This is a genomic window from Sediminibacterium sp. (assembly GCF_051861365.1).
Classification (GTDB): Bacteria; Bacteroidota; Bacteroidia; order Chitinophagales; family Chitinophagaceae; genus Sediminibacterium.
Genome location: NZ_JBHYCW010000013.1, coordinates 18,554 through 40,509, shown reverse-complemented (window position 1 = coordinate 40,509; position 21,956 = coordinate 18,554). Strand labels below are relative to the sequence as shown.

General features: G+C 39.9%; 18 protein-coding genes. 8 read left to right on the top strand and 10 right to left on the bottom strand.

Features of this window, described 5'->3' with window-relative positions; genetic code table 11:
• Positions 1-46: 46 nt before the first annotated feature.
• On the top strand, positions 47-1,663 hold the full coding sequence (locus ACTIEV_RS07830) for a M20/M25/M40 family metallo-hydrolase (protein ID WP_322195049.1): 1,617 nt from the start codon (positions 47-49) through the stop codon (positions 1,661-1,663).
• Positions 1,664-2,101: 438 nt separating this feature from the next.
• Positions 2,102-2,569: a response regulator gene (locus ACTIEV_RS07825; RefSeq protein WP_322195046.1), complete on the top strand. Its 468-nt coding sequence runs from the start codon at positions 2,102-2,104 to the stop codon at positions 2,567-2,569.
• A gap of 92 nt (positions 2,570-2,661) precedes the next feature.
• On the opposite strand, the gene ACTIEV_RS07820 is transcribed toward ACTIEV_RS07825, so the two are convergent.
• The 3 genes from ACTIEV_RS07820 to ACTIEV_RS07810 form a co-directional block, all read right to left on the bottom strand.
• Positions 2,662-4,053: a hypothetical protein gene (locus tag ACTIEV_RS07820; protein WP_439516318.1), complete on the bottom strand. Its 1,392-nt coding sequence runs from the start codon at positions 4,051-4,053 to the stop codon at positions 2,662-2,664.
• Positions 4,054-4,579: 526 nt separating this feature from the next.
• Complete coding sequence (locus tag ACTIEV_RS07815) at positions 4,580-5,773, bottom strand: pyridoxal phosphate-dependent aminotransferase (protein ID WP_322195042.1); 1,194 nt, start codon at positions 5,771-5,773, stop codon at positions 4,580-4,582.
• Between the two features lie 86 nt (positions 5,774-5,859).
• The gene (locus ACTIEV_RS07810; protein ID WP_322195040.1) at positions 5,860-6,252 is read right to left on the bottom strand and encodes a DUF1573 domain-containing protein; all 393 of its coding nucleotides are present in this window, start codon (positions 6,250-6,252) and stop codon (positions 5,860-5,862) included.
• Between the two features lie 211 nt (positions 6,253-6,463).
• On the opposite strand from ACTIEV_RS07810, the gene ACTIEV_RS07805 reads away from it, so the two are divergent.
• Positions 6,464-8,854: an alpha-ketoacid dehydrogenase subunit alpha/beta gene (locus ACTIEV_RS07805; RefSeq protein WP_322195038.1), complete on the top strand. Its 2,391-nt coding sequence runs from the start codon at positions 6,464-6,466 to the stop codon at positions 8,852-8,854.
• A 126-nt stretch (positions 8,855-8,980) separates the two neighbouring features.
• Here the strand turns inward: ACTIEV_RS07805 and ACTIEV_RS07800 are convergent, their stop codons facing one another.
• The 3 genes from ACTIEV_RS07800 to ACTIEV_RS07790 form a co-directional block, all read right to left on the bottom strand.
• A complete protein-coding gene (locus tag ACTIEV_RS07800) occupies positions 8,981-9,400 on the bottom strand; it encodes a thiol-disulfide oxidoreductase DCC family protein (RefSeq protein WP_322195036.1) in 420 nt (139 codons plus the stop codon).
• 166 nt (positions 9,401-9,566) lie between these two features.
• A complete protein-coding gene (locus tag ACTIEV_RS07795; RefSeq protein WP_178887724.1) occupies positions 9,567-10,289 on the bottom strand; it encodes a YebC/PmpR family DNA-binding transcriptional regulator in 723 nt (240 codons plus the stop codon).
• A gap of 98 nt (positions 10,290-10,387) precedes the next feature.
• Complete coding sequence (locus ACTIEV_RS07790; protein ID WP_178887722.1) at positions 10,388-11,887, bottom strand: amino acid permease; 1,500 nt, start codon at positions 11,885-11,887, stop codon at positions 10,388-10,390.
• Between the two features lie 152 nt (positions 11,888-12,039).
• Between ACTIEV_RS07790 and ACTIEV_RS07785 the strand changes: the two genes are divergently transcribed.
• The 5 genes from ACTIEV_RS07785 to ACTIEV_RS07765 all read left to right on the top strand — a co-directional run bounded on the left by ACTIEV_RS07785 (position 12,040) and on the right by ACTIEV_RS07765 (position 16,810).
• A complete protein-coding gene (locus ACTIEV_RS07785) occupies positions 12,040-13,299 on the top strand; it encodes a dicarboxylate/amino acid:cation symporter (protein ID WP_178887720.1) in 1,260 nt (419 codons plus the stop codon).
• 15 nt (positions 13,300-13,314) lie between these two features.
• A complete protein-coding gene (locus ACTIEV_RS07780; protein WP_250687498.1) occupies positions 13,315-14,001 on the top strand; it encodes a VTT domain-containing protein in 687 nt (228 codons plus the stop codon).
• A gap of 74 nt (positions 14,002-14,075) precedes the next feature.
• Complete coding sequence (locus ACTIEV_RS07775) at positions 14,076-15,308, top strand: MFS transporter (RefSeq protein WP_178887716.1); 1,233 nt, start codon at positions 14,076-14,078, stop codon at positions 15,306-15,308.
• A 119-nt stretch (positions 15,309-15,427) separates the two neighbouring features.
• A complete protein-coding gene (locus tag ACTIEV_RS07770; protein ID WP_439516317.1) occupies positions 15,428-16,429 on the top strand; it encodes a glycosyltransferase family 9 protein in 1,002 nt (333 codons plus the stop codon).
• A gap of 3 nt (positions 16,430-16,432) precedes the next feature.
• Positions 16,433-16,810: a hypothetical protein gene (locus tag ACTIEV_RS07765; protein WP_178887712.1), complete on the top strand. Its 378-nt coding sequence runs from the start codon at positions 16,433-16,435 to the stop codon at positions 16,808-16,810.
• Between the two features lie 130 nt (positions 16,811-16,940).
• On the opposite strand, the gene ACTIEV_RS07760 is transcribed toward ACTIEV_RS07765, so the two are convergent.
• The 4 genes from ACTIEV_RS07760 to ACTIEV_RS07745 form a co-directional block, all read right to left on the bottom strand.
• Entirely contained in the window at positions 16,941-19,370 is a 2,430-nt protein-coding gene (locus tag ACTIEV_RS07760) for an outer membrane beta-barrel family protein (protein WP_250687500.1), read from the bottom strand.
• A 189-nt stretch (positions 19,371-19,559) separates the two neighbouring features.
• The gene (gene mdh / locus ACTIEV_RS07755; protein WP_439516316.1) at positions 19,560-20,489 is read right to left on the bottom strand and encodes a malate dehydrogenase; all 930 of its coding nucleotides are present in this window, start codon (positions 20,487-20,489) and stop codon (positions 19,560-19,562) included.
• Positions 20,490-20,622: 133 nt separating this feature from the next.
• Positions 20,623-21,132, bottom strand: a complete 510-nt coding sequence (locus tag ACTIEV_RS07750; protein WP_439516315.1) for a TlpA family protein disulfide reductase — start codon at positions 21,130-21,132, stop codon at positions 20,623-20,625.
• An 11-nt stretch (positions 21,133-21,143) separates the two neighbouring features.
• Positions 21,144-21,932 carry an ABC transporter ATP-binding protein gene (locus ACTIEV_RS07745; protein ID WP_322195020.1) on the bottom strand — a complete coding sequence of 263 codons (789 nt, stop codon included), beginning with the start codon at positions 21,930-21,932 and terminating at the stop codon, positions 21,144-21,146.
• Positions 21,933-21,956: the final 24 nt, after the last annotated feature.

Genomic DNA, 21,956 nt, shown 5'->3' with positions numbered 1-21,956 from the left:
GGTAGGATGATAATTGATTAGCGGATGCTTTTATTAACTTCCGTCAATGAAAACCAAAATCAACTTAAGGCAGCGAAGCCATTTCAGTTATGTAGCCTCGCTTTTTATCGTTACCCTTTTACTCTTGGGTAATATTTCTAACGCCCAGCGTCCAGGATCCGCACAAACGCAGGCAATCAAAGACCCTATTGTAGATGCTATTGTAAAAGAAGCCACAGAAAATTCTCAGTTGGAGAAACTTGCACACGAATTGATGGATGGTATCGGACCACGTTTGGTGGGAAGTCCAAAAATGAAGCAAGCCAATGATTGGGCTGTTGCAAAATATACCGCATGGGGTATTCCGGCCAGGAATGAAAAATGGGGTGAATGGCGTGGATGGGATCGTGGTATTACACATGTTGATATGATTTCACCATGGGTAAAATCATTAGAAGGTATGCAATTGGCTTGGAGTCCAAGCACAGGTGGTAAGACGGTTACGGGCGAAACCATTGTTCTCGCAGATGCAGCAGATTCCATCGCTTTTCAGCAATGGTTACCTAATGTCAAAGGAAAATTTGTACTTGTTTCTATGGCACAACCTACCGGTAGACCTGATTACAACTGGGAAGAGTTTGGAACAAAAGAGTCTATTGAGAAGATGAAGAAAAACCGTGCTGAGTTAACCCAAGCATGGCAAAGAAGAATCTCTAAATCCGGTTACAATGCTCGTACACTGGCAGTTGCTTTGGAAGAAGCGGGTGCATTGGGTGTTATTCAGTCTAATTGGTCACAAGGTTTTGGTGTGAACAAGATCTTTAGTGCGAATACTAAAAAAACGCCCACCATTGATCTTTCTCTGGAAGATTATAGTTTGTTATTTCGTTTAACGGAATCAGGTAGCAAACCACAGATCAGTGTTCGTGCTGATTCAAAAGAAACAGGTGTTCAGCCTACTTTCAATACGATCGCAGAAATCAAAGGTTCAGAAAAACCGGATGAGTATGTAATCCTTTCAGCACATTTTGATTCATGGGATGGTGGTACAGGTGCAACAGATAATGGTACCGGTACACTCACCATGATGGAAGCCATGCGTATCCTCAAAAAAATATTACCCAATCCGAAGAGAACGATTTTGGTTGGACATTGGGGTAGTGAAGAGCAAGGTTTAAATGGATCTCGCGCTTTTGTAGAAGATCATCCTGAGATTGTACAAAATATGCAAGCACTCTTCAATCAAGACAATGGTACCGGACGTGTTGCCAATATTTCCGGACAAGGTTTTCTGAACGCTTATGAATACATCAGTCGTTGGCTTACACGTGTTCCGAGCGATATCCGTCAGCATATCACTACTAATTTCCCGGGTTCTCCGGGTGGGGGTGGATCTGATTATGCCTCTTTCCTTGCAGCAGGAGCACCCGCATTTTCACTGAGTTCACTCGGCTGGTCTTATGGTAATTATACCTGGCACACCAATCGCGACACGTATGATAAAATTGTATTCGATGATGTAAGAAACAATGCCATCCTTACCGCTATTTTAGCATACATGGCCAGTGAAGACAATACCAAAACATCACGTGAAAAAATCGTATTACCCATCAATCCTAGAACCGGTCAACCGGGTCAGTGGCCAACGCCCACAAAAGCTACCCGTAAAGGCGGATTGAACTAATACTATTGTTCTTTTAAGACAAGAGGTTGTATCAGACTTTTGATACAGCCTCTTTCTTTACCATAGACCATGGACCATAGACCATAGTCCATAAGCTATACCCCATCACCCCAATCTCATTTTCTATACTCCACTTTCAAAACTCCCTCTCTCTTACCATGGACTATGGACTATAGGCCATCAGCTATAACCCATACCCCTAAAGCCTCATTTTATGTAGTGTAATTACTACCGAATGTATACGATCATCTACTGTTTTTTGAAGGGAAATGTTATTGTAGAAGGCGGTGAATGAAACTTACTTTGTTAAACTGATTGAATGTATTTCTCGTAAGTAAATGCATCCATTCAGAGGTTTCAAATCCAATATCCACCCCCCTAATGAAATTCACTGTTAACAGCAGTGGAAAGGGATTCGATAACCTAAAAACAAAGTATATGTTCAGGAAAGTAATGGTTGTGAACGATGATGAGATTTCTTTGTTTGTATCCAGCAAAATGATCAGCAAAACAGCTTTTGCTGCAGATGTCATTACCGCAGGTAATGGTTTAAAAGCCTTACAAGTATTTGATCAGTTATTACTCAACAGTAGAACCCCTTCGGATGTGCCGGAATTGGTGTTTCTGGATCTTCACATGCCGGTGATGGATGGATGGGAGTTTCTGGAAGTATTCTCAGAAAAATATGCGTACATATTTCCATCGGTACGTTTTGTGATTCTTTCTTCTTCTATTGATCCGGATGATATTGCCAAGCTCGATCGTTTTTCAACAGTGATCGATTTGATTCGCAATCCGATCAGTTTTGAAATATTGAATGAGTTGAAGTTGAAATATCAAAAAATGAATTTCAAATTCCCACTCGTCAATCATCAGCAGAATATAGCCACGCAAATGATTGCTTAAGATAATCGGGTGGGTAGTGAATCCAAATACCTGATTGCAGTGGAGCGGATTAACACAGCGATTGTATTCTCGAAATTCATTACCCCCCATTTTTATTCCGGACAGTCCAGCTTACTGATGACCTTTCGTTTATTAAAAGGATGAATGCTTAACATTAAGTAGCCACCGCCACTCAGGTTTTTAATTTGTTTTACCCACTGTAGATTATGAAGTCCCAATACCAAGGGGCCGGCTTTGAAAGCAGCACCAATATGAAACTGATTTTGACTATTGTATTGAATCGGTAAATAAAAACCCCAGTTCAAAGTCTCCCATCTTGGAGTCACAGTCAGCAAGTTAGCTTCTCTCGATAATAGTCTTCTGAAACCGGATGTTCCATGTAAATTGATACTCAGGTCTGTATTCAAATACAAGTTATTGCCAAAAGATCTGTCGACATTAAGAACAAGTCTGGTTGGATTTCCTACTTTAAAACGATTACTGATATTTTCTGAAGTAGTAAAAATGGTGGCTAATGAATCTCTTAAATCTCTTCCCGACTCTACATTGGTGAATTTTCTATCTACATCCATATCTGTAATCGTAGGATCAATATTTCTGTATTGTCCGCCAAACTCTCCTGATTTGAATTTATTAGCACCCAGGTCCATTAAAGCAACGCCTATTTTCCATTGATAGTTGATGGCGTTGTTTTGTTGATAGCTGTTATTGTTTTCGCCGTACAATAAATATTCTGCACCAATGCTTAACCCCAATCCGATTAAACTATTTTTTACAAATTCGGATCCAGTGGTTGTTCCTGATGGTGATTCATCATAATTGGAAGAATAGCCAAACGCACTGCCACCCGTAATAAAATTATAGATGGTATCTGTTGATGTTTTTGTTTCCAGATAGCTGAGTTTATTAATCCTTGCAAAAGCTCCGGAAATACCTCTCATGATTTGAAGTGTAATACCACCTGTTAATTTACTGTTGTAGGATTCATATAAAACACGCGAATAATTCAAATCTGCTTCCAGCCAACCGGTATGTGTTGCAAAGCCTTCTAAGTAAGGTGTAGATCGGTTTTGTACAAGGAAATCATGGATACTATAAATGGAATCACTTGCTGTAAGTGGTTCGGTTCTGATATGGTTATAGGATCTTGCTCTTAGATTAATGGCAAAAGCGTGTTTATTATTCGGCTTGTATAAAAAATTGAATAAACTGATATCGATGTTATTGTGTAAGAATCTGTTTTTAAAGGGATGTGTAAGGAAAACGGAGTCATTCCGCATGAACAAGGAGTTCGTACTCACTTTAGCCTGAACAGTAAAAAAAGTGAGGTCCCATTTATAGGCAGAATTTACTGATGCCGACGGATTATTTCTAATACCGGTACTTCCGGCATAGGCAGATCCATAGGTAGAAGTATAACTTTGTCCATTTACCTGTGAACAAGTAAATAGCCCAACCGTAAGTATAAAAGCGAATGGTCTCATAAACAGCGAGATACTTATTAAGCGAGTATTGTTGCTCTGATCATCTCTCAGCAGTGTTAAACAAATATCAAGGATTTAGACGAGAATCGCTATGATGAAAGCCAGATATAAAGTAATCAAAATGTATGCTTTTTGAGGCAGATGAACTTGTTAGTGGGCATGTTCTTGTAATTGCTGAGCAATGGATAAACAAGCTTCCTCATTGTTAAGTAGACAGGTGCTAAATGTGGCACAAATGAAAAGTCCTCTGTAGAAACAGAGGACGGTCTTCGATTGCTTGCCATATAAGAAAAAAAGTCATTTCACGATTGGATGCTACGATTCATAAGCATGGTATAAAGATAAATAATTTTGTCAATTTTTCATATAGTTATTAAAATCATGTTTATTAATTCTGAAAAAATGAGCATTTTTTCAGAAAAATTAATTATTTAATAAACATTAAAAATATTATAATGTATTATATAAAAATAGCTTGATGCATTTGCATCAAGCTATTTTTATATAATAATCATTGAAAATCAATCTATTGTCGACCAGGATATGCCTTTAAAGCCTTTTCCAGACAATCCATTGCAGCATTGATATCTTGTAGATTTAATACATAAGCAAGTCTTACTTCCTTTTTTCCCAATCCGGGTGTACCATAAAATCCGGTAGCAGGAGCTAACATTACCGTTTGCTTTTCATATTCGAAGGATTCTAGTAGCCACTGACAGAAAATATCCGCATCATCAATCGGTAATTGAGCCATCGCATAAAATGCACCACCCGGATTGGGGCAAAATACCCCTTCCATTGCATTGAGACGCTTTACGATCAGATCGCGGCGTGATTTATACTCAGCTTTTGTAGTATCAAAATAATCTGCAGGTAAATCAATAGCCGCTTCTCCCGCAATTTGTGCAAAGCTCGGCGGACTGAGTCGCGCCTGAGCAAACTTCATGGCGGCATCTAATACCTGTTGGTTGCGTGTAATGAAAGCACCAATTCTACCTCCACAAGCACTGTATCTTTTACTGATGGTATCCATAATGATCACATGATCATCTACCCCCTTCAAATGCAAAGCACTTACCTGATGACCTTCATAACAGAATTCACGATAAGCTTCATCAGAAAACAAATAAAGATTGTGGCGTAAGATGATATCTTTCAATTGCTCCATTTCGGCTGCGCTGTACAAATATCCTGTAGGATTATTCGGATTGCAGATTACAATAGCCTTGGTTCGCGAACTGATCTTTTTTTCAATCTCTTCAATAGGAGGTAATGCAAAGCCATTTTCAATATGAGAAGTAACCGGAACTACGGTTACACCCGCTGCAACTGCAAAGCCATTGTAATTGGCATAAAAAGGTTCAGGAATAATTACTTCATCACCGGCATCCAAACAAGACATGAAACCAAATAAAATGGCTTCACTTCCACCGGTAGTAATGATGATCTGTTGAGGCGTTACCTCAATACCCACCGATTGATAATATCCAACCAGCTTCTTTCGGTAACTCTCGTTACCGGCACTGTGACTGTATTCCAATACCTTAAAATCACTGTGACGAACCGCATCAAGAACCATTTTAGGGGTTTCAATATCCGGTTGTCCGATATTCAAATGATATACTTTGGTTCCTTTCTTTTTGGCAGCTTCTGCATAAGGAACAAGTTTTCTGATGGGGGATGCAGGCATGGCCTGTCCACGTTGACTGATCTGTAACATGCCGCAAAGATAGGGTTACAGTTTTGTACAAAAGAAAAGCGATCCTTTGTCAGGACCGCTCTTCCACTAAATATATTTAGTGACTACTATTTACTGGCTTTTGCAGTGGGTTTTGCAGCTACCACTTCACCTTCAATGGTGAGTATGATCGGATCGTTTACACCCGCAAACTTAATGGTAACACGCTTACTGAAAGTACCCAATGCTGCTGCATTGTAAGTCACTTTAACAGTGCTGTTTTTACCTTTTAAAACAGGCTCTTTACTGTATTCAGGTGTTGTACAACCACATTCTGCAGTTGCAAATTCAATAACAGCCGGTTTAGCACCATTATTGGTAAAAGTGAAAACATGGGTAACAGGTTTGTTCTGTTCAATTTTCCCAAACTTAAATGAGCCTTCAGAAAACTTTACATCCTGTGCCATCACTCCGAAACTGGCAACTAAACCTAGTACGGTTAAAAACAAAAACTTCTTCATATCAATAGGTATTTATTATGCTTTTCTCAAAGTTACAACAGAAATAATAGCGGCAAGACTAGGATTTGCCAATTTTTTATTAGAAAAGGTCTTATACCGCCATTCCAAGATAAATAAAGCTAATATCATGCCGTTTTTTGCGGGTTATTACAATTTTTACAGAAAACTAATTTCCGTTAGCCTATTCCGTTGGTAATGTTATTTTTGCCGCATGGAATCAAGTTCATCTTTGGGATATAAAAACGACATGTTGTCTTTCGACGGATTTCGCAATGCGGTGATCGAAGATTATCGTATCGCTATGATCAGTCGTGAAGTGAGTTTGTTGGGTAGAAGAGAAGTACTGACCGGGAAAGCCAAGTTTGGAATTTTTGGTGATGGAAAAGAAATCGCTCAGATTGCCATGGCTAAATTTTTTCAGCCGGGCGATTTCAGAAGTGGTTATTACCGTGATCAGACATTCATGTTTGCAACAGGCTTGGCAAGTGTTGAACAATATTTTGCACAATTGTATGCCGACCCTGATGTAAAGAATGAACCTTTCAGTGCAGGTCGTCAAATGAACGCGCATTTCTCTACACGTTTTGTGGATGAGAATGGTAATTGGTTGGATCTTGCTAATAGAAAAAATGTTTCTTCTGATATAGCGCCTACTGCCGGACAAATGCCCCGCGGATTAGGTCTTGCTTTTGCCTCACGTTGTTTTCGATCCAATAAAAATCCGGAAGCATTTGAGCAATTGAGTCATCATGGAAATGAAATTTGTTTTACCACTATTGGTGATGCCAGTACCAGTGAAGGACATTTCTGGGAAACCATTAATGCCGCCGGTGTTTTACAAGTGCCACTGGCAGTATTTGTTTGGGATGATGGTTATGGCATTTCCGTTCCGAAAAATTTTCAAACAACAAAGGGTTCTATCTCCGCCGCATTAAAAGGATTTCAAAAACAAGCGGATACCAACGGTATCCATATTTATAAAGTGAAAGCCTGGGATTATGCCGGCATGTGTGAAGTATTTGAAGAAGCCTTACAAAAAGTACGCGAAACACATCAACCCGCTTTATTCCATGTAGAAGAAGTTACCCAACCACAAGGACATTCTACCAGCGGTAGCCATGAGCGTTATAAAAGTCCGGAGCGATTGGAATGGGAAAAAGAATGGGATTGTATCAAGAAGATGAAAGAGTGGATGATTGAAAATGGACTCGCTTCCATTGAAGAGCTGACAGAAGTAGAAGCGGCAGCAAAAGAAACGGTGAAAGAAGCACGTAACCGTGCCTGGGAAAAATATGTTACACCCATCAAAGAACAAGCAGAGCAAGCTGCAACATTGATTCGTCAGGTGATGGTGAATGATATTGATAAGTACAATGCCATCCAACAAATGGCGAATGAGTTGGCATCGAATAAAGAACCTTTACGCAGAGATATTTTACGAGCAATAGCTGTTGCCATTGAAACTGCACCTTTTTCACCATCTGCTGAAGAATTAAAAGCATTAAGAGTGCAGATGTTGGAAGAAAATACATCCTTGTACAACAGCCATCTTTATAATGAAGGCGCCAAAAGTGCACTCAATGTACCGGAAGTAAAACCCCTTGTTGCTTTTGATGCACCAACTGTAAATGGGTATGAAGTATTGAACAAATATTTTGATGCCTTATTCGCTGCCAATCCGAAAGTATATGCTTTTGGAGAAGATGTTGGTTATATTGGGGATGTGAATCAAGGATTTGCAGGGTTACAAGAGAAACATGGAAAAGATAGAATACTGGATACCGGTATTCGTGAATTGACCATTGTTGGACAAGCCATTGGTATGGCATTGCGTGGATTAAGACCCATTGCTGAAATTCAATACCTCGATTATTTACTCTATGGTTTACAACCTTTGAGTGACGATGTATCCACAACGCATTTCAGAACCAAGGGACAGCAAAGTTGTCCCGTAATCATCCGTACACGCGGACATCGTTTGGAAGGCATTTGGCATAGTGGTTCTCCGATGGGTGTGGTGATCAATGCGCTACGTGGTATGTATGTGTGTGTGCCAAGAAATATGGTGCAAGCAGTAGGTATGTATAATACCATGTTACAATCCAATGATCCTGCAATTATTGTGGAGTGTTTGAATGGCTATCGATTAAAAGAAAAATTACCTGATAATTTATTAGAGTATACAGTTCCTTTGGGTGTACCTGAAATTATTCGTGAGGGTACTGATGTTACATTGGTTTCTTATGGTTCTACATTACGCATTATTCAGGATGCTACAGATAGACTTGCTGCTGAAGGAATTGATTGTGAGATTGTAGATGTACAAACACTATTACCGTTTGATTTGAATCATGTGATTTTGCAGTCACTGAAAAAAACAAGTCGTATCATTTTCATCGATGAAGATGTTCCTGGAGGAGCAGCAGCCTATATGTTTAATAAAGTGATGGAAGAGCAAGGCGGTTATAAATGGTTGGATGCAAGTCCAAGAACCTTAACCGCAAAAGCCCATCGTCCCGGATACGGAAGTGATGGTGATTATTTTGCCAAGCCGAATGCAGAAGATGTAATGGATGCAGTGAGATCTTTAATGGCAGAGTGATTGAGTGAAAAGCTACAGGCATCAAGCTACAAGCTTCACGCTGCAAGCTGCAAGTCAAGCTGCAAGTGATTATTTTTTGGCCATAGATTCAAGGATTATTCATTAATCTGTGAATCTGTGGCTTATTTATTCATAAAATAATTCTTTCAAATCAGGAGTAGGAAGCCAGCAAGCATCTTGTTTGCCAAACCATTTGTACCTGTTCTTGGCAACTAAATCATAAAAAAAGTTTCGGATGAAAGGAGGGACGATGATGAACACATATAACAGCGACCATAATCCACTCATCTCTTTAGCCACTTTCAATGCTGCAGTAGATTTGGTATAGATCTGATCTTCTTTCAATAAAATAAACGTATTGAAATCTGTACCCGATAAATGAAATTGCTTCAGCACCTCTTGTCCGAAAGAACCTTGTAAGGAAGCAAACCGAAATTTTCTTTTCGGATCATATTTGATCACTTTCTGAACACTCGCATTACACAAATTACATACCCCATCGAAGAGAATGACTGGGTGAGGGGGGGTATTGAAAGCGGAGTTCATTATGTAAAGGTAAGAGCATTAGTGCAGGCTTCAAGCTTCAAGCTGCAAGCCGCAAGCCGCAAGTTTTTTAACAAAGCAGCCATTTCCAAACTGGAAATGGCTGTTGAAAATATCAATCTTTTTTGTTTTGAACCGTGTAGCTTGAAGCCTGTAGCTTGTAGCTTTCTTAACCCATATTATGAAACACCTTATTCACATCATCATCCTGTTCTAATCTTTCGATCAGTTTACTCACGTCTTCAGCTTGTTCATCTGTAACAGGAACGGTGGTGGTAGGAATCCATTCAAGTTCGGCGCTGATGGGGTTGAGGCCTTTATCTTCCAGTGCTTTTTGCAGACTACCAAAATCTACAAATGCGCAACGTAATACAATGATTGGATTTCCGTTATCGTCATTACTTTCTCCCAATTCTTCCAAACCAAAATCAATCAACTCCAATTCAAGATCATCAATATTCAATCCTTCGGGCTTTAATTTGAATACGCCCATTTTTTTGAATTGGAAACTTACACTACCGCTATTGCCTAATGCGCCATTTCCTTTATTGAAATGACTCTTAACATTTGCTACGGTTCTTACATGGTTATCAGTAGCAGTTTCTACCAACAATGCTACTCCATGTGGTGCATATCCTTCATACAGGATCTCTTCATAATTCGAAGTGTCTTTACCCTGTGCTCTTTTGATGGCAGCTTCTACACGATCTTTGGGCATACCCACGCTTCTCGCATTCTGAAAGCAACGACGTAATGCCGGATTGGTGGCAGGATCTGGTCCGCCGGCTTTTACTGCTATCACGATCTCTTTACCGATACGGGTAAACTGTTTGGCCATTCTGTCCCAGCGGGCGAACATGGTTGCTTTACGTACTTCAAAAATCCTTCCCATAATGATCTGTTTAGGTGAACGGGTTGCAAAAATAAGTGTATTGGACATAAAAAAGCCCGCCACCGGGGCAGGCTTTTTTAGCAGTTAGTTGGGTTGTTTTATTGTCCATTACGGAGTTTGCTATGATGTCTGCTATATACAAAGTATACAACCAGACCCAAAGCCATCCATCCGAAAGCTACTTTTAGGGTTTGTGCATCCAAAGCAAAGATCATTGCGGTACAAACGATCACGCCCAAAATAGGAACCAATGGAACCAATGGGGTTTTGAATGGTCTTTCGATCTCTGGCGATTTTACACGTAGAATCCAAACACCTGCACTCACCAATACGAAGGCGAATAAGGTACCAAAGCTGGTTAAATCACCCGCTACGTGGCCTGGTACAAATGCTGCAAACAGTCCTACGAACACAAATAATATCCAGTTGGCTTTATAAGGTGTTTTGAATTTAGGATGTAATACACCAAATGCTTTAGGGATCAAACCATCATTACTCATGGTATAGAAAATACGGCTTTGTCCCATCAACATTACCAGAATCACAGAAGAGAAACCGGCAAGGATGGCAACTGTTACAGCGGTAGATAACCAACTGTACTTCACCATATAGGTAGAAATGGCATATGCTACAGAAGCTTCACGTCCTTTTTCAGGATCAACAAACTCTTGCCAGTTGGCAACACCTGTTAACACGTGACCGAAAAGAATATAAAGAATCGTACATACTACCAATGAACCGAGGATACCGATTGGCATGTCTCTTTTGGGGTTTTTAGCTTCCTGTGCTGCAGTACTTACCGCATCAAAACCAATAAAGGCAAAGAATACGATGGCTGCGCCACCTAAAACACCACCCCATCCATGTTTGAACACGCCTGTATAATCAGCGATCACTTTTCCTGCACTATCTGTAACAGCAGCAGTTCCTTCAGGGATCATGTAAGGTGTATGGTTTTCAGGACGGATATACTGCCAACCTAAAACAATAAAGAGAATCACAATGGCTACTTTAATGAATACGATCACAGCATTCACCATAGCAGATTCCTGCGTTCCTTTGATCAATAATAGTGTCAACAATAAAAGAATAACCAATGCAGGAGCATTGATGATTCCTTTATGCAATACCCCGGCAGAGTCGGTAAAACTCTCAAATGGACTATGGCACCATTCATATGGAATGCTTCCATCGAATAATTTATTCAGGTATTCACTCCATGCAATAGATACAGTAGCTGCACCCAATGCATATTCCATGATCAATGCCCAACCGATGATCCATGCTACCAATTCACCCATGGTTACATAACTGTAAGCATAAGCACTACCGGCAATTGGAATCATGGCTGCAAATTCTGCGTAACACAGACCTGCAAAAGCACAACCGATCGCAGCAATAATAAAAGAGATCGTAACAGCAGGACCAGCAGCCTGTCCGGCAGCAGCAGCTGTTCTTACGAAAAGTCCGGCACCAATGATGGCGCCAATACCCAAAGCAACCAGGTTGCCGGCTCCGAGCGTACGTTTTAATCCTTTTTCGCCCTCATCAGCCTGAGCCAGTAATTGACCCAATGGTTTCTTTACAAATAAACTCATAGTACAGTTTGGTTAAGTTTCTGAATTAGAAAGATTTGGCAAAATAGGGATTTCTGGCTTTCGTGCCCTAAAACTTTTATGAATCGGTCATTTCGCCGTTCGCAAAGACCATTTCACCAGAAGTATTATATTGCGTCACTAACAAGGCCCCAATGAAGAAATCGAATAGGCTTACGCTTTATATTGTTATAGCCATGATTGCAGGCGTTATTCTTGGCTATTTTGTACATGATAACGCATCTGCTGAAACCATTCAGAGTTTTTCTAAGAACCTGAAGCTGTTTACCACCATCTTTTTACGTCTCGTTCAGATGATCATAGCTCCCTTGGTATTTTCAACCTTGGTGGTAGGTATTGCTAAACTGGGTGACTTAAAAACGGTAGGTCGCGTGGGCGGCAAAGCATTATTGTGGTTTATTTCCGCCTCATTGGTGAGTTTGTTATTAGGGATGCTGCTCGTGAATATTTTCCAACCCGGGAAAGGAATTGATTTGAGTAATGCGGATATTTCGGGTGCACAGGATCTTGTTGGTAAAACACAGGAATTCAGCATCCAGAAATTTGTGGAACATGTGTTTCCTAAAAGCGTGATTGATGCCATGGCTACCAATGAAATTTTACAACTGGTAGTATTCAGTATTTTCTTTGGTGTGGCAACAGCTGCACTAGGCGAAAAGGCGAAAATCGTTGTAAAAGGATTGGACGCCGTTGCTCATGTGATCTTGAAAATGGTAGGTTATGTAATGAACTTTGCACCCATTGGTGTATTCGGCGCAATTGCTGCTGTGATTGCCACCAAAGGATTGGATGTATTTATTTTCTACGGAAAATATCTTTTATATTTTCTGATCGGCATCGCTGCATTGTGGGCTATCTTATTAACGGTAGGTTTTATCATTTTAGGAAAACGTTTACCGGATCTGTTACGCCGTATTTTTCCGCCACTTATTATTGCATTCAGTACTACTAGTAGTGAAGCCGTTTTTCCAAAACTTACAGAAGAACTCGAAAGATTTGGTTGTAAGGATAAGATTGTATCCTTTATTCTTCCATTGGGTTACTCTTTTAACCTGGATGGTAGTATGATGTATATGACTTTTGCCAGTATTGCTATTGCACAGGCTTATGGAATACAATTGGATATTGGTACACAATTGACCATGCTAATAGTACTGATGCTTACCAGTAAAGGTATTGCAGGTGTACCACGTGCATCATTGGTAGTAGTTACCGCTACTTGTGCCATGTTTAATATTCCACCGGAAGGTATTGCACTCATCTTACCCATCGATCACTTCTGTGATATGTTCCGAACTGCCACCAATGTGGTAGGAAATGCATTGGCAACAAGTGTTGTAAGTAAATGGGAAGGTGCATTGGATGAGCCTACCGATATTTCTGTTTCAGCTTAACCTAAGAACAATTCCATGTTACAAATATTATTATCCGATTTTCACTGGAGTCAGTTATTGCAACCTCAGTTTTATATTGAACATGGAGGACTTTGGCTCATACTTTTTGTGGTCTTCGCAGAAACAGGTTTGTTTGTAGGATTTTTTTTACCGGGCGATAGTCTCTTATTTGTAGCAGGTATTTACAGCAGCAATTTGGCGAATGAATTCATACCTACCGGTAATGAATACCTGGATCTGTTATTATTGATGCTACTCATATCCGCAGCAGGTATCGCAGGCAATACCGTTGGTTATTGGTTTGGACGAAAAGTGGGTCCAGCCATGTATAACTGGAAAGAGAATATGCTCTTTAAAAGAAGATACTTAGAACAAGCGCACGAGTTTTATGAAAAGCATGGTGGTGGTGCTATTATTGTAGCACGTTTCATCCCCATCGTCAGAACCTTTGCACCTATTGTAGCAGGTATTGTACAGATGGATAAGAAGAAATTTGTATTCTTCAATATTGTTGGGTGTTTTGCCTGGGTATTCAGTATGTTGTTTGCCGGACATTTTCTGCAGAAATGGATATTGAATCAATTCGGATTTGATTTAAAAGACCATTTGGAAGTAATTGTGCTGGGTATTGTACTGGTAACGACTGCTCCGGTCTTCATTAAATTATTTACAGGAAAAAAGAAAGATAAAAAAGACGCGTAACAAAATAATAGCGCTTTCTTTTAACTTATCATATAGACAAAGGAAGCAATCATTCACTATCCAAATTGCCTGTCATGACCGAAAAAAAATACGGTGTCCTTTCGCTCCCCGTTATTGTTGCTGCATTGGGTTATTTTGTTGATATCTACGATCTTCTCTTATTTACCATCGTTAAAAAGCCCAGCATGTTAGGTGTTGGATCAACAGATGCAACCATGTTAGTGGATAGTACACGTGTGATCAATTGGCAGATGACGGGTTTATTATTGGGAGGAATTATCTGGGGTATGCTGGCCGACAAGAAAGGAAGATTGAGTGTTTTATTCGGTTCCATCATTTTGTATTCTATTGCCAATTTCGCAACCGGTTTTGTTCAAACAGTTGATCAATATGCTGCATGTAGATTCGTAGGTGGATTGGGTCTTGCAGGTGAACTCGGTGCAGGTATCACTTTGGTGAGTGAATTATTACCTAAGAACAAAAGAGGTATTGGAACGTCTCTGGTAGCGGGTATCGGATTGAGTGGAGCAGTAGCAGCTTACTTTACCTATCAGTTTACCGATGATTGGCGTTTGTGTTATAAGATTGGTGGTGGACTTGGCATAGCGTTGCTTTTATTAAGAGTGAGTGTGGCAGAATCAGGAATGTTTAAAGAGGCGAAAGAACAAAAAGTAGTACGTGGAAATTTCTTCATGCTCATTAATAATGGCAAGCGACTCAAGAAATACATTTTTGCAATTCTGATCGGATTACCTACTTGGTATGTGATTGGTATTCTCGTGAACCAGAGTGATCGTTTTGGGAATACTATGTTTGGGAGTACTACCATTGATTCAGGAAGGTCCATCATGTTTGCCTATGCCGCCATCGCCATTGGTGATATGTTAGTCGGCTTGGTGAGTCAATATTTTAAAAGTCGAAAGAAAGCATTGTTGATCTATTATATGCTCACCATTATTGGACTAATCCTCTTCTTTAGTGGTTATAATCGATCAGACTCTACGATGTATGCTATTTGTACACTCTTAGGTTTCAGCACCGGTTTCTGGGCCATTTTTGTAACCATGGGTGCCGAGCAGTTTGGTACGAATCTTCGAGGTACGGCAGCTACTACCATCCCGAATATGGTACGCGGAGCATTGCCATTGATCAATATGATGTTCCTCGATCTGTTTCAAAAATCATGGGGATGGAGTTTGGTGTACAGTGGTATCATCACCGGAATAGTAGTCATGACGATTACACTTATCGCCTACTACTTCACCGAAGAAACTTTCCATAAAGACCTCAACTACGTTGAAGAATAATCATACTCTGTGAAACTCTGTGCCTGACTCTGTGTAACACTGTGGTTAACCACAGAGGTAACGGAGTTGAGCACAGAGTTGCACGGAGAGGAGATAGTTATACTTCTTATCTTGCAGCTATGAAATTTTTGGTCATTCGTTTTTCTTCTATTGGAGACATTGTTTTGACAACACCGGCCATCCGTTGTTTGAAATTACAAGTACCCGATGCTGAAGTACATTTTCTGACCAAACAATCGATGAAAGCAGTTACGGAAGCGAATCCTTACATCGATAAGTTTTATTATTTCTCTCACAACCTCGATGCGCTGATCAAAGATTTACAAGCAGAGCAATACGATTATATCATTGATCTACATAAAAATTTCAGAACCTGGCGTATCAAAAAAGCGCTCAAAGTACCGGTGCTGGCTTACAATAAAGAAGTCATAGAAAAAGTACTACTCACAAGGTTGCACATCAATAAAATGGCAGGCAGACATATTGTAGACCGTTGTTTGGATACACTGGCGCCACTAGGTGTTCAGAATGATGGGAAGGGAATGGATTATTTTATTCCTCCTCATGTGAGGGTGAAAGCAGAAGATCTCCCATTGTCGCATAGTGCAGGTTTTGTAGCCATTGTTATTGGCGCCAGTTATTATACCAAAAAACTACCTGTTTATAAATTAAGAGAACTCTGTGCCAAATTGCAATACCCGATTGTACTAGTGGGTGGAAAAGAGGATGTGAAAGAAGGAGAGGAGATCGCAAAAATAGATTCGGTCAAGATTTACAATGCTTGTGGCAAATTCAGTTTACATGAATCAGCCGATATCATTAGACAATCCAAACTGGTAATTTCGCATGATACCGGTATGCAATACATTGCCTGTGCACTCAATAAACCCGTACTTGCGATTTGGGGAGGCACTTCACCGGCATTGGATGTAGAACCCTATTACGGTACAGAACAATTACTTCATCACGATAAGCCTGCTTATCACAACTTTATTGTAAAAGGATTGGCTTGTCAACCTTGTTCTAATTATGGAACCAAGACTTGTCCGAGAGCGCATTTTAAATGTATGCAGGAGCAGGATGTGAATTTAATTGTTAGAAAAGTAAATGAATATTTATAAGCAATGATATTAAGTAAGAATTTATTGTTACTGTTCTTTTCTGGAATTTCTGCAGTTACACTTATTGATACTTTAGGAGCGATTGCGTCTCGGAAGTTTAATTTTAAATACGAAATTTTAGCCCTTTTTTCTTTTTCAATATATCTTTTAATCGGTTTTTTTGGTTCGAAAATTCTGGATCCAAATAGTGCTATATCAGTGGCAATATTTGTTGGACTATACGATGCAACTGTCGGCTTGTGGTTATCTTTTAAATTAAAGGCTAAAATGGAAATTACAAATGAGGAAAAGAAAGAACTCGTTGGGATTTATTCAATAATTATTATGATAATTACATCGTGTATTTTTGCTGTAATTGGCTATGCATTAACCTATATTTAGTAAGTGGCTAGTCTATTCAGTATGATTATAATCTGACATAGTAATACGTACTTTTAAAATCTGTTTACTATTGTAACAATAAAAAAGCCCCGAAATTTCGGAGCTCTTTCTTTATTACCAAAACCAACTACTATCCTTTGATACGTTTTGCCTCACTCTCCAATCCTGTCTGACGCTGACGGGCAGCTTTTACCTGATTGTTACCAAATCTCCAAGTAAAGCTCATACGAACTGTTTGACTCTCCCAACGTCCACCACCTTTGATATAGAGACCGCCAAAATTGCTGGTAGCGGTCCATGGATTGGTGAGGAAAATATCCGTTACACTCAGTTTCACGGTTCCTTGTTTTTTCAAAATCTGTTTTTGTACACCGAGGTCAATACCACCTTGTGAACGTGTTCTCCAAGTGGCACCCCAAACATTCGGTCCACTGAACCAACCACTCAGTTCTCCGGTATATCCTTTACCTAAAGTAAACGTGTGTTGCATATAGGCTCCAAATATTGGGATATCTGTTTTGATCTCATTGGCACCAATTTTTCCTTTGAACATCTGATAGTTGTACCAAACATTCGCATAGCCATTCCACCACTTTGCAATCGGTAATGGAGAACCAATACTGAAACTCAGGATACGTTGTGTTGCCAGGTTTCTTTGTTGTACATAAGTAGCATTGTTAGTAGTATCAGTTGTTTGTGTTGCAAAATCTTTTACATGGCTATAGCCGATGGTGGTGTTCAACATGTATTTGAATGTGTGCGACAATTCAACTGTATTTGTATACTGCGGACGTAAGAACGCGTTTCCTTTTTCATAAGTCAACTCATCCAGCTTATTCTCAAATGGATTCAGATCCTGATAAGTCGGACGATCGATACGACGACTGAAAGTTAAATTCAAAGTATTCTTCTGATTAACAGTCCAGGTTAAAGCCGCACTAGGGAAGAAATCTAAATAACTACGCTTCACTGTATTATCAGATTGAACAATACCATCTGCTCTGGTCAATACACCTTCACTATTTGTTTGCTCCATACGTAAGCCTGTCTGTAAACTCCATTTCGGACTGAACTGGCGCTGATAGTTGACATAAGCTGCATTTACATTCTCTTTATAGGTAAAGCTGTTGCTTCTACTTAACACTTTCACCGGTACACCATTGATGTCATTGAAGAAATCAAAAGTATTTTTTGTCTTTACATAAGAGAACTTAGCACCATATCCCAATTTACCTTTCCATTTGGGTTGATCTACATCTACTTTAGCCGTGTAGATATCAATATCCGTAGGCGTATAGTTACGGTTAATTACCTGAGATAACATATTACCTGAATTATCGAGGTAATTGTTGGGTTGAAAACTTCTGCCGGTACCACGGAATAAACCATAGTCAGCATCAAAGTTGATCTCCTTACCACTGGTATCCGCATAACGGTAGTTGATATTCGAATTCATATTCGTTCTGCTACCCGGAATGGTATTCAATGCTACCAGTTTTTTTACAAACTGCTTTGTGGGGTTATAAGAGATATTGGTATTGCTTTCGCTTGTCCAGTCATTATCACTGAAATTCGTAGTCACTAAAAAGCCCAATGTGTTTTTACTATTCAGGAACAGGTCTGCACCCAGTTTTGCATTCACACTTTTATTGTTACTCCAGTTGGTACTTTTCTGATCGTAGAGAGAATCCAATTGTATGCGGTACAAATCCAACGTATTTTCATATCGACCAATATTGGTACCCACATTACTAAATAGGTTCACTTTTTTATCACGATAGTTTAAGCTTACAGAACCATTACCTTTCGGTGTAACACCTTGTACCAAGCCCATATTCACAGAACCATTGGTGCCATATCTTTTATTCTTCTTCAGTCGGATATTGATGATACCTGCATTACCACTGGCATCATAACGTGCACTTGGATTGCTGATCATTTCGATGGCCTCAACGTCATTGCTATTAATACTCTTTAAATAAGCGGCCAAATCCTGACTACCTAGTTGGGTCATCTTTCCATCCACATAAATGCGAACACCGGTTTTACCCTTCATAGAAATGTTCTCATTGTTATCCACCTGAATACCCGGACTTTTCTGTAATAATTCTAAGGCGTTGCTACCAGTTGCATTGATGCTGTTCTCTACATTGAAAACTGTTTTATCTGCTTTGATTTCGATCATGGGTTTGCGAGAAGTAACAGTTACATCTTGCAGTTTAGTGGCTGCCGGTTGTAATGTGATACTGCCTGCATCAAATCCTTGACCGTTTTTTACTTCAAAGACAGGTGAGTAGGTTCTTTCAAAACCAATCATGATATAGCTCAGCAGGTATTTTCCATCTTTGCCATATACCATTTCAAATGCACCGTTGGCATCTGTAACATCTGCTTTAACAAGGGAACTGTCTGTAGATTTTAATAAGGATACAGTAACAGACTGTAAAGCCTTACCATTGTTATCACTGATCTTTCCCTTAATCGTACTGCCGGTTTGCGCGATAGCGGTATTCAATAATGAACTCAATCCGATCACAGCCGCAGTTAAAATCCTTCTCATTTTATTGTTGTTTAGGTTGCTCAATCAGACGCAAAGCACTTAAGAATGTTACAGCAGAATTGGTTGTTTCGGGACGAGCAGTGACAAAGTCATGACAAGCGGTCGCAGGTAGAGATAAAAAAATCCCTGTCTGTTTTTTACAGACAGGGACCTATGTATAAACGGTTCTGTTAAAGGATGAACAGTAGCTTATAAAGTCTTCAATACATCATTCATACTTCTAACTGCTTCCGCACTCTTGTTGAACAGCGTTTGTTCTTCTTCATTCAATTTGAAGTCAATGATTTTTTCCCAGCCATTCTTGCCAATCACAACAGGAACACCTAAACAGATATCTTTCTGTCCGTATTCACCTTCCAGGCTTACACAGCAGGTAAATAATTTCTTTTCATCACGCAGAATGCTTTCCACCAATGCAGCTCCGGCAGCTCCTGGCGCATACCATGCAGATGTACCGATCAGTTTAGTTAATGTAGCACCACCTACCATGGTATCAGCTACAATTTGTTTTTGTTGTTCTTCAGTCAGGAAGTTGGTAACAGGCGCACTGTTCCAAGTTGCTAAACGAATCAAAGGAATCATGGTGGTATCACCATGTCCACCCACCACCACTGCATTCAGGTCTGCAGGACTGCAACCCAAGTGTTGGCTCAGTTGGTACTTAAAACGAGCGCTATCCAAAGTACCACCCATACCAATGATTCTGTTCTTGGGTAGTCCCGTAGACTGCAATGCCAGATAAGTCATGGTATCCATCGGATTACTGATCACGATGATGATAGCGTTTGGAGAATATTTGAGAATATTTTCACATACACCTTTTACAATACCGGCGTTGGTGCCGATCAATTCCTCACGAGTCATACCCGGTTTACGAGGCAAACCTGAAGTAATCACTACAACATCAGAACCTGCGGTCTTTGAATAATCATTGGTGCTACCTGTAATGCGGGTATCAAAACCCAGCAATGCAGCAGTTTGCATCATGTCTTGTGCCTTACCTTCGGCCAGACCTTCTTTAATATCCAGTAATACCAATTCTTCGGCCAATGCGGCGCGTGCAATATTGTCGGCACAAGTAGCTCCAACGGCTCCGGCACCTACTACGGTTACTTTCATAAACAATGATTATTTAAGTGAGGAATTTTTTCCGCTGCAAAGGTAAGGGTTGACAACCGTTTGTACACGAGGTTTCAGGCTTTTTGATACTCCTGTGGATAGTGGTTTAACAAAGTTTCCCGGAGAGTAGGAATTATTGCTGATAACCTTTCAGAAGAGTCAATAAGTCAGGCATTTCTACACCTCCCTCATAAGCTTTTATGTAGTTGCCTTTTTTATCATACACAGCTACATACGGGGTATATTTCACCTGAAAGAAAGATGGAATACCATAATTGGGATCTCTCCCCACTTTCAAATTTTTATGGTTGAAAAAACCATACTCCTGCGCAAACCCTTTGATATCCGCCATATCACGATAGCTTACCCAAAGAATAAAACTGTTCTTCAGGCTGTCCATTACACTCATCATCTCTTTGGCTTCATATTGACAATGCCCACAATCCGGACTGAAGTACACAATGATGGTAAAATCTGAAGCAGGTAATTGTTGTTTGGTAAACCAGGTGCTATCTGTTTGTAAGATGGTGAACTCAGGCAATTTCTTGGTTTTGAGAAAAGGAGGCATATCCGCACCGACATCCTGTGTATAGGATAGGGTGCCAATGAGTGATAACAATACAACAAAGAGGAACTTTTTCATAACCAATCTTATTAACCGTTTTTCTTATTAGCTGCGTTCGCTTCCATCATTCTCATTTCTTTAGCGTCCTGTAAGAATTCGGATGCAAAAATGAATTTATTCAGCAACTCGTCTTTACTGAAAATGATGTCTTTATTGGTTCCTTCCCATTGTTTTCTACCTTGATGCAAATACACAATATGATCGCCAATTTCCATCACACTGTTCATGTCATGTGTTACAACAATGGTGGTGATATTATATTCAACAGTGATTTCTTTGATCAAACGATCGATCACCATTGATGTTTGTGGATCCAATCCTGAGTTGGGCTCATCACAAAATAGATATTTCGGATTAAGCACGATCGCTCTGGCAATACCCACTCTTTTTTTCATTCCACCACTGATCTCTGAAGGATAACGCTTATGAGCATCTTTCAAGTTCACACGATCCAATACTTCGTTAACTCTTTTTTTCTTCTCTGCTAATGACCAGTTGGTGAACATATCAAGTGGGAACAAAACATTTTGTTCCACGGTCATAGAGTCAAATAGGGCAGTACCCTGAAATAGCATCCCAATTTGCTGGCGTAACAACTTTCTTTCGTCATTATTCATCAACAGCATATCAGTACCATCATACAGGATTTCACCTATTTCCGGACGAAAAAGTCCAACCATACATTTGGTCAATACAGTTTTACCACTGCCACTGGTGCCAATGATCAGGTTACATTTACCCGCTTCCATCACAGCACTGATATCTTCCAGGATGGTGCGCTCGCCAAAAATCTTTTTTATGTTTTTGATCTCGATCATGTGACTGCAAACTACTCTTTTGTT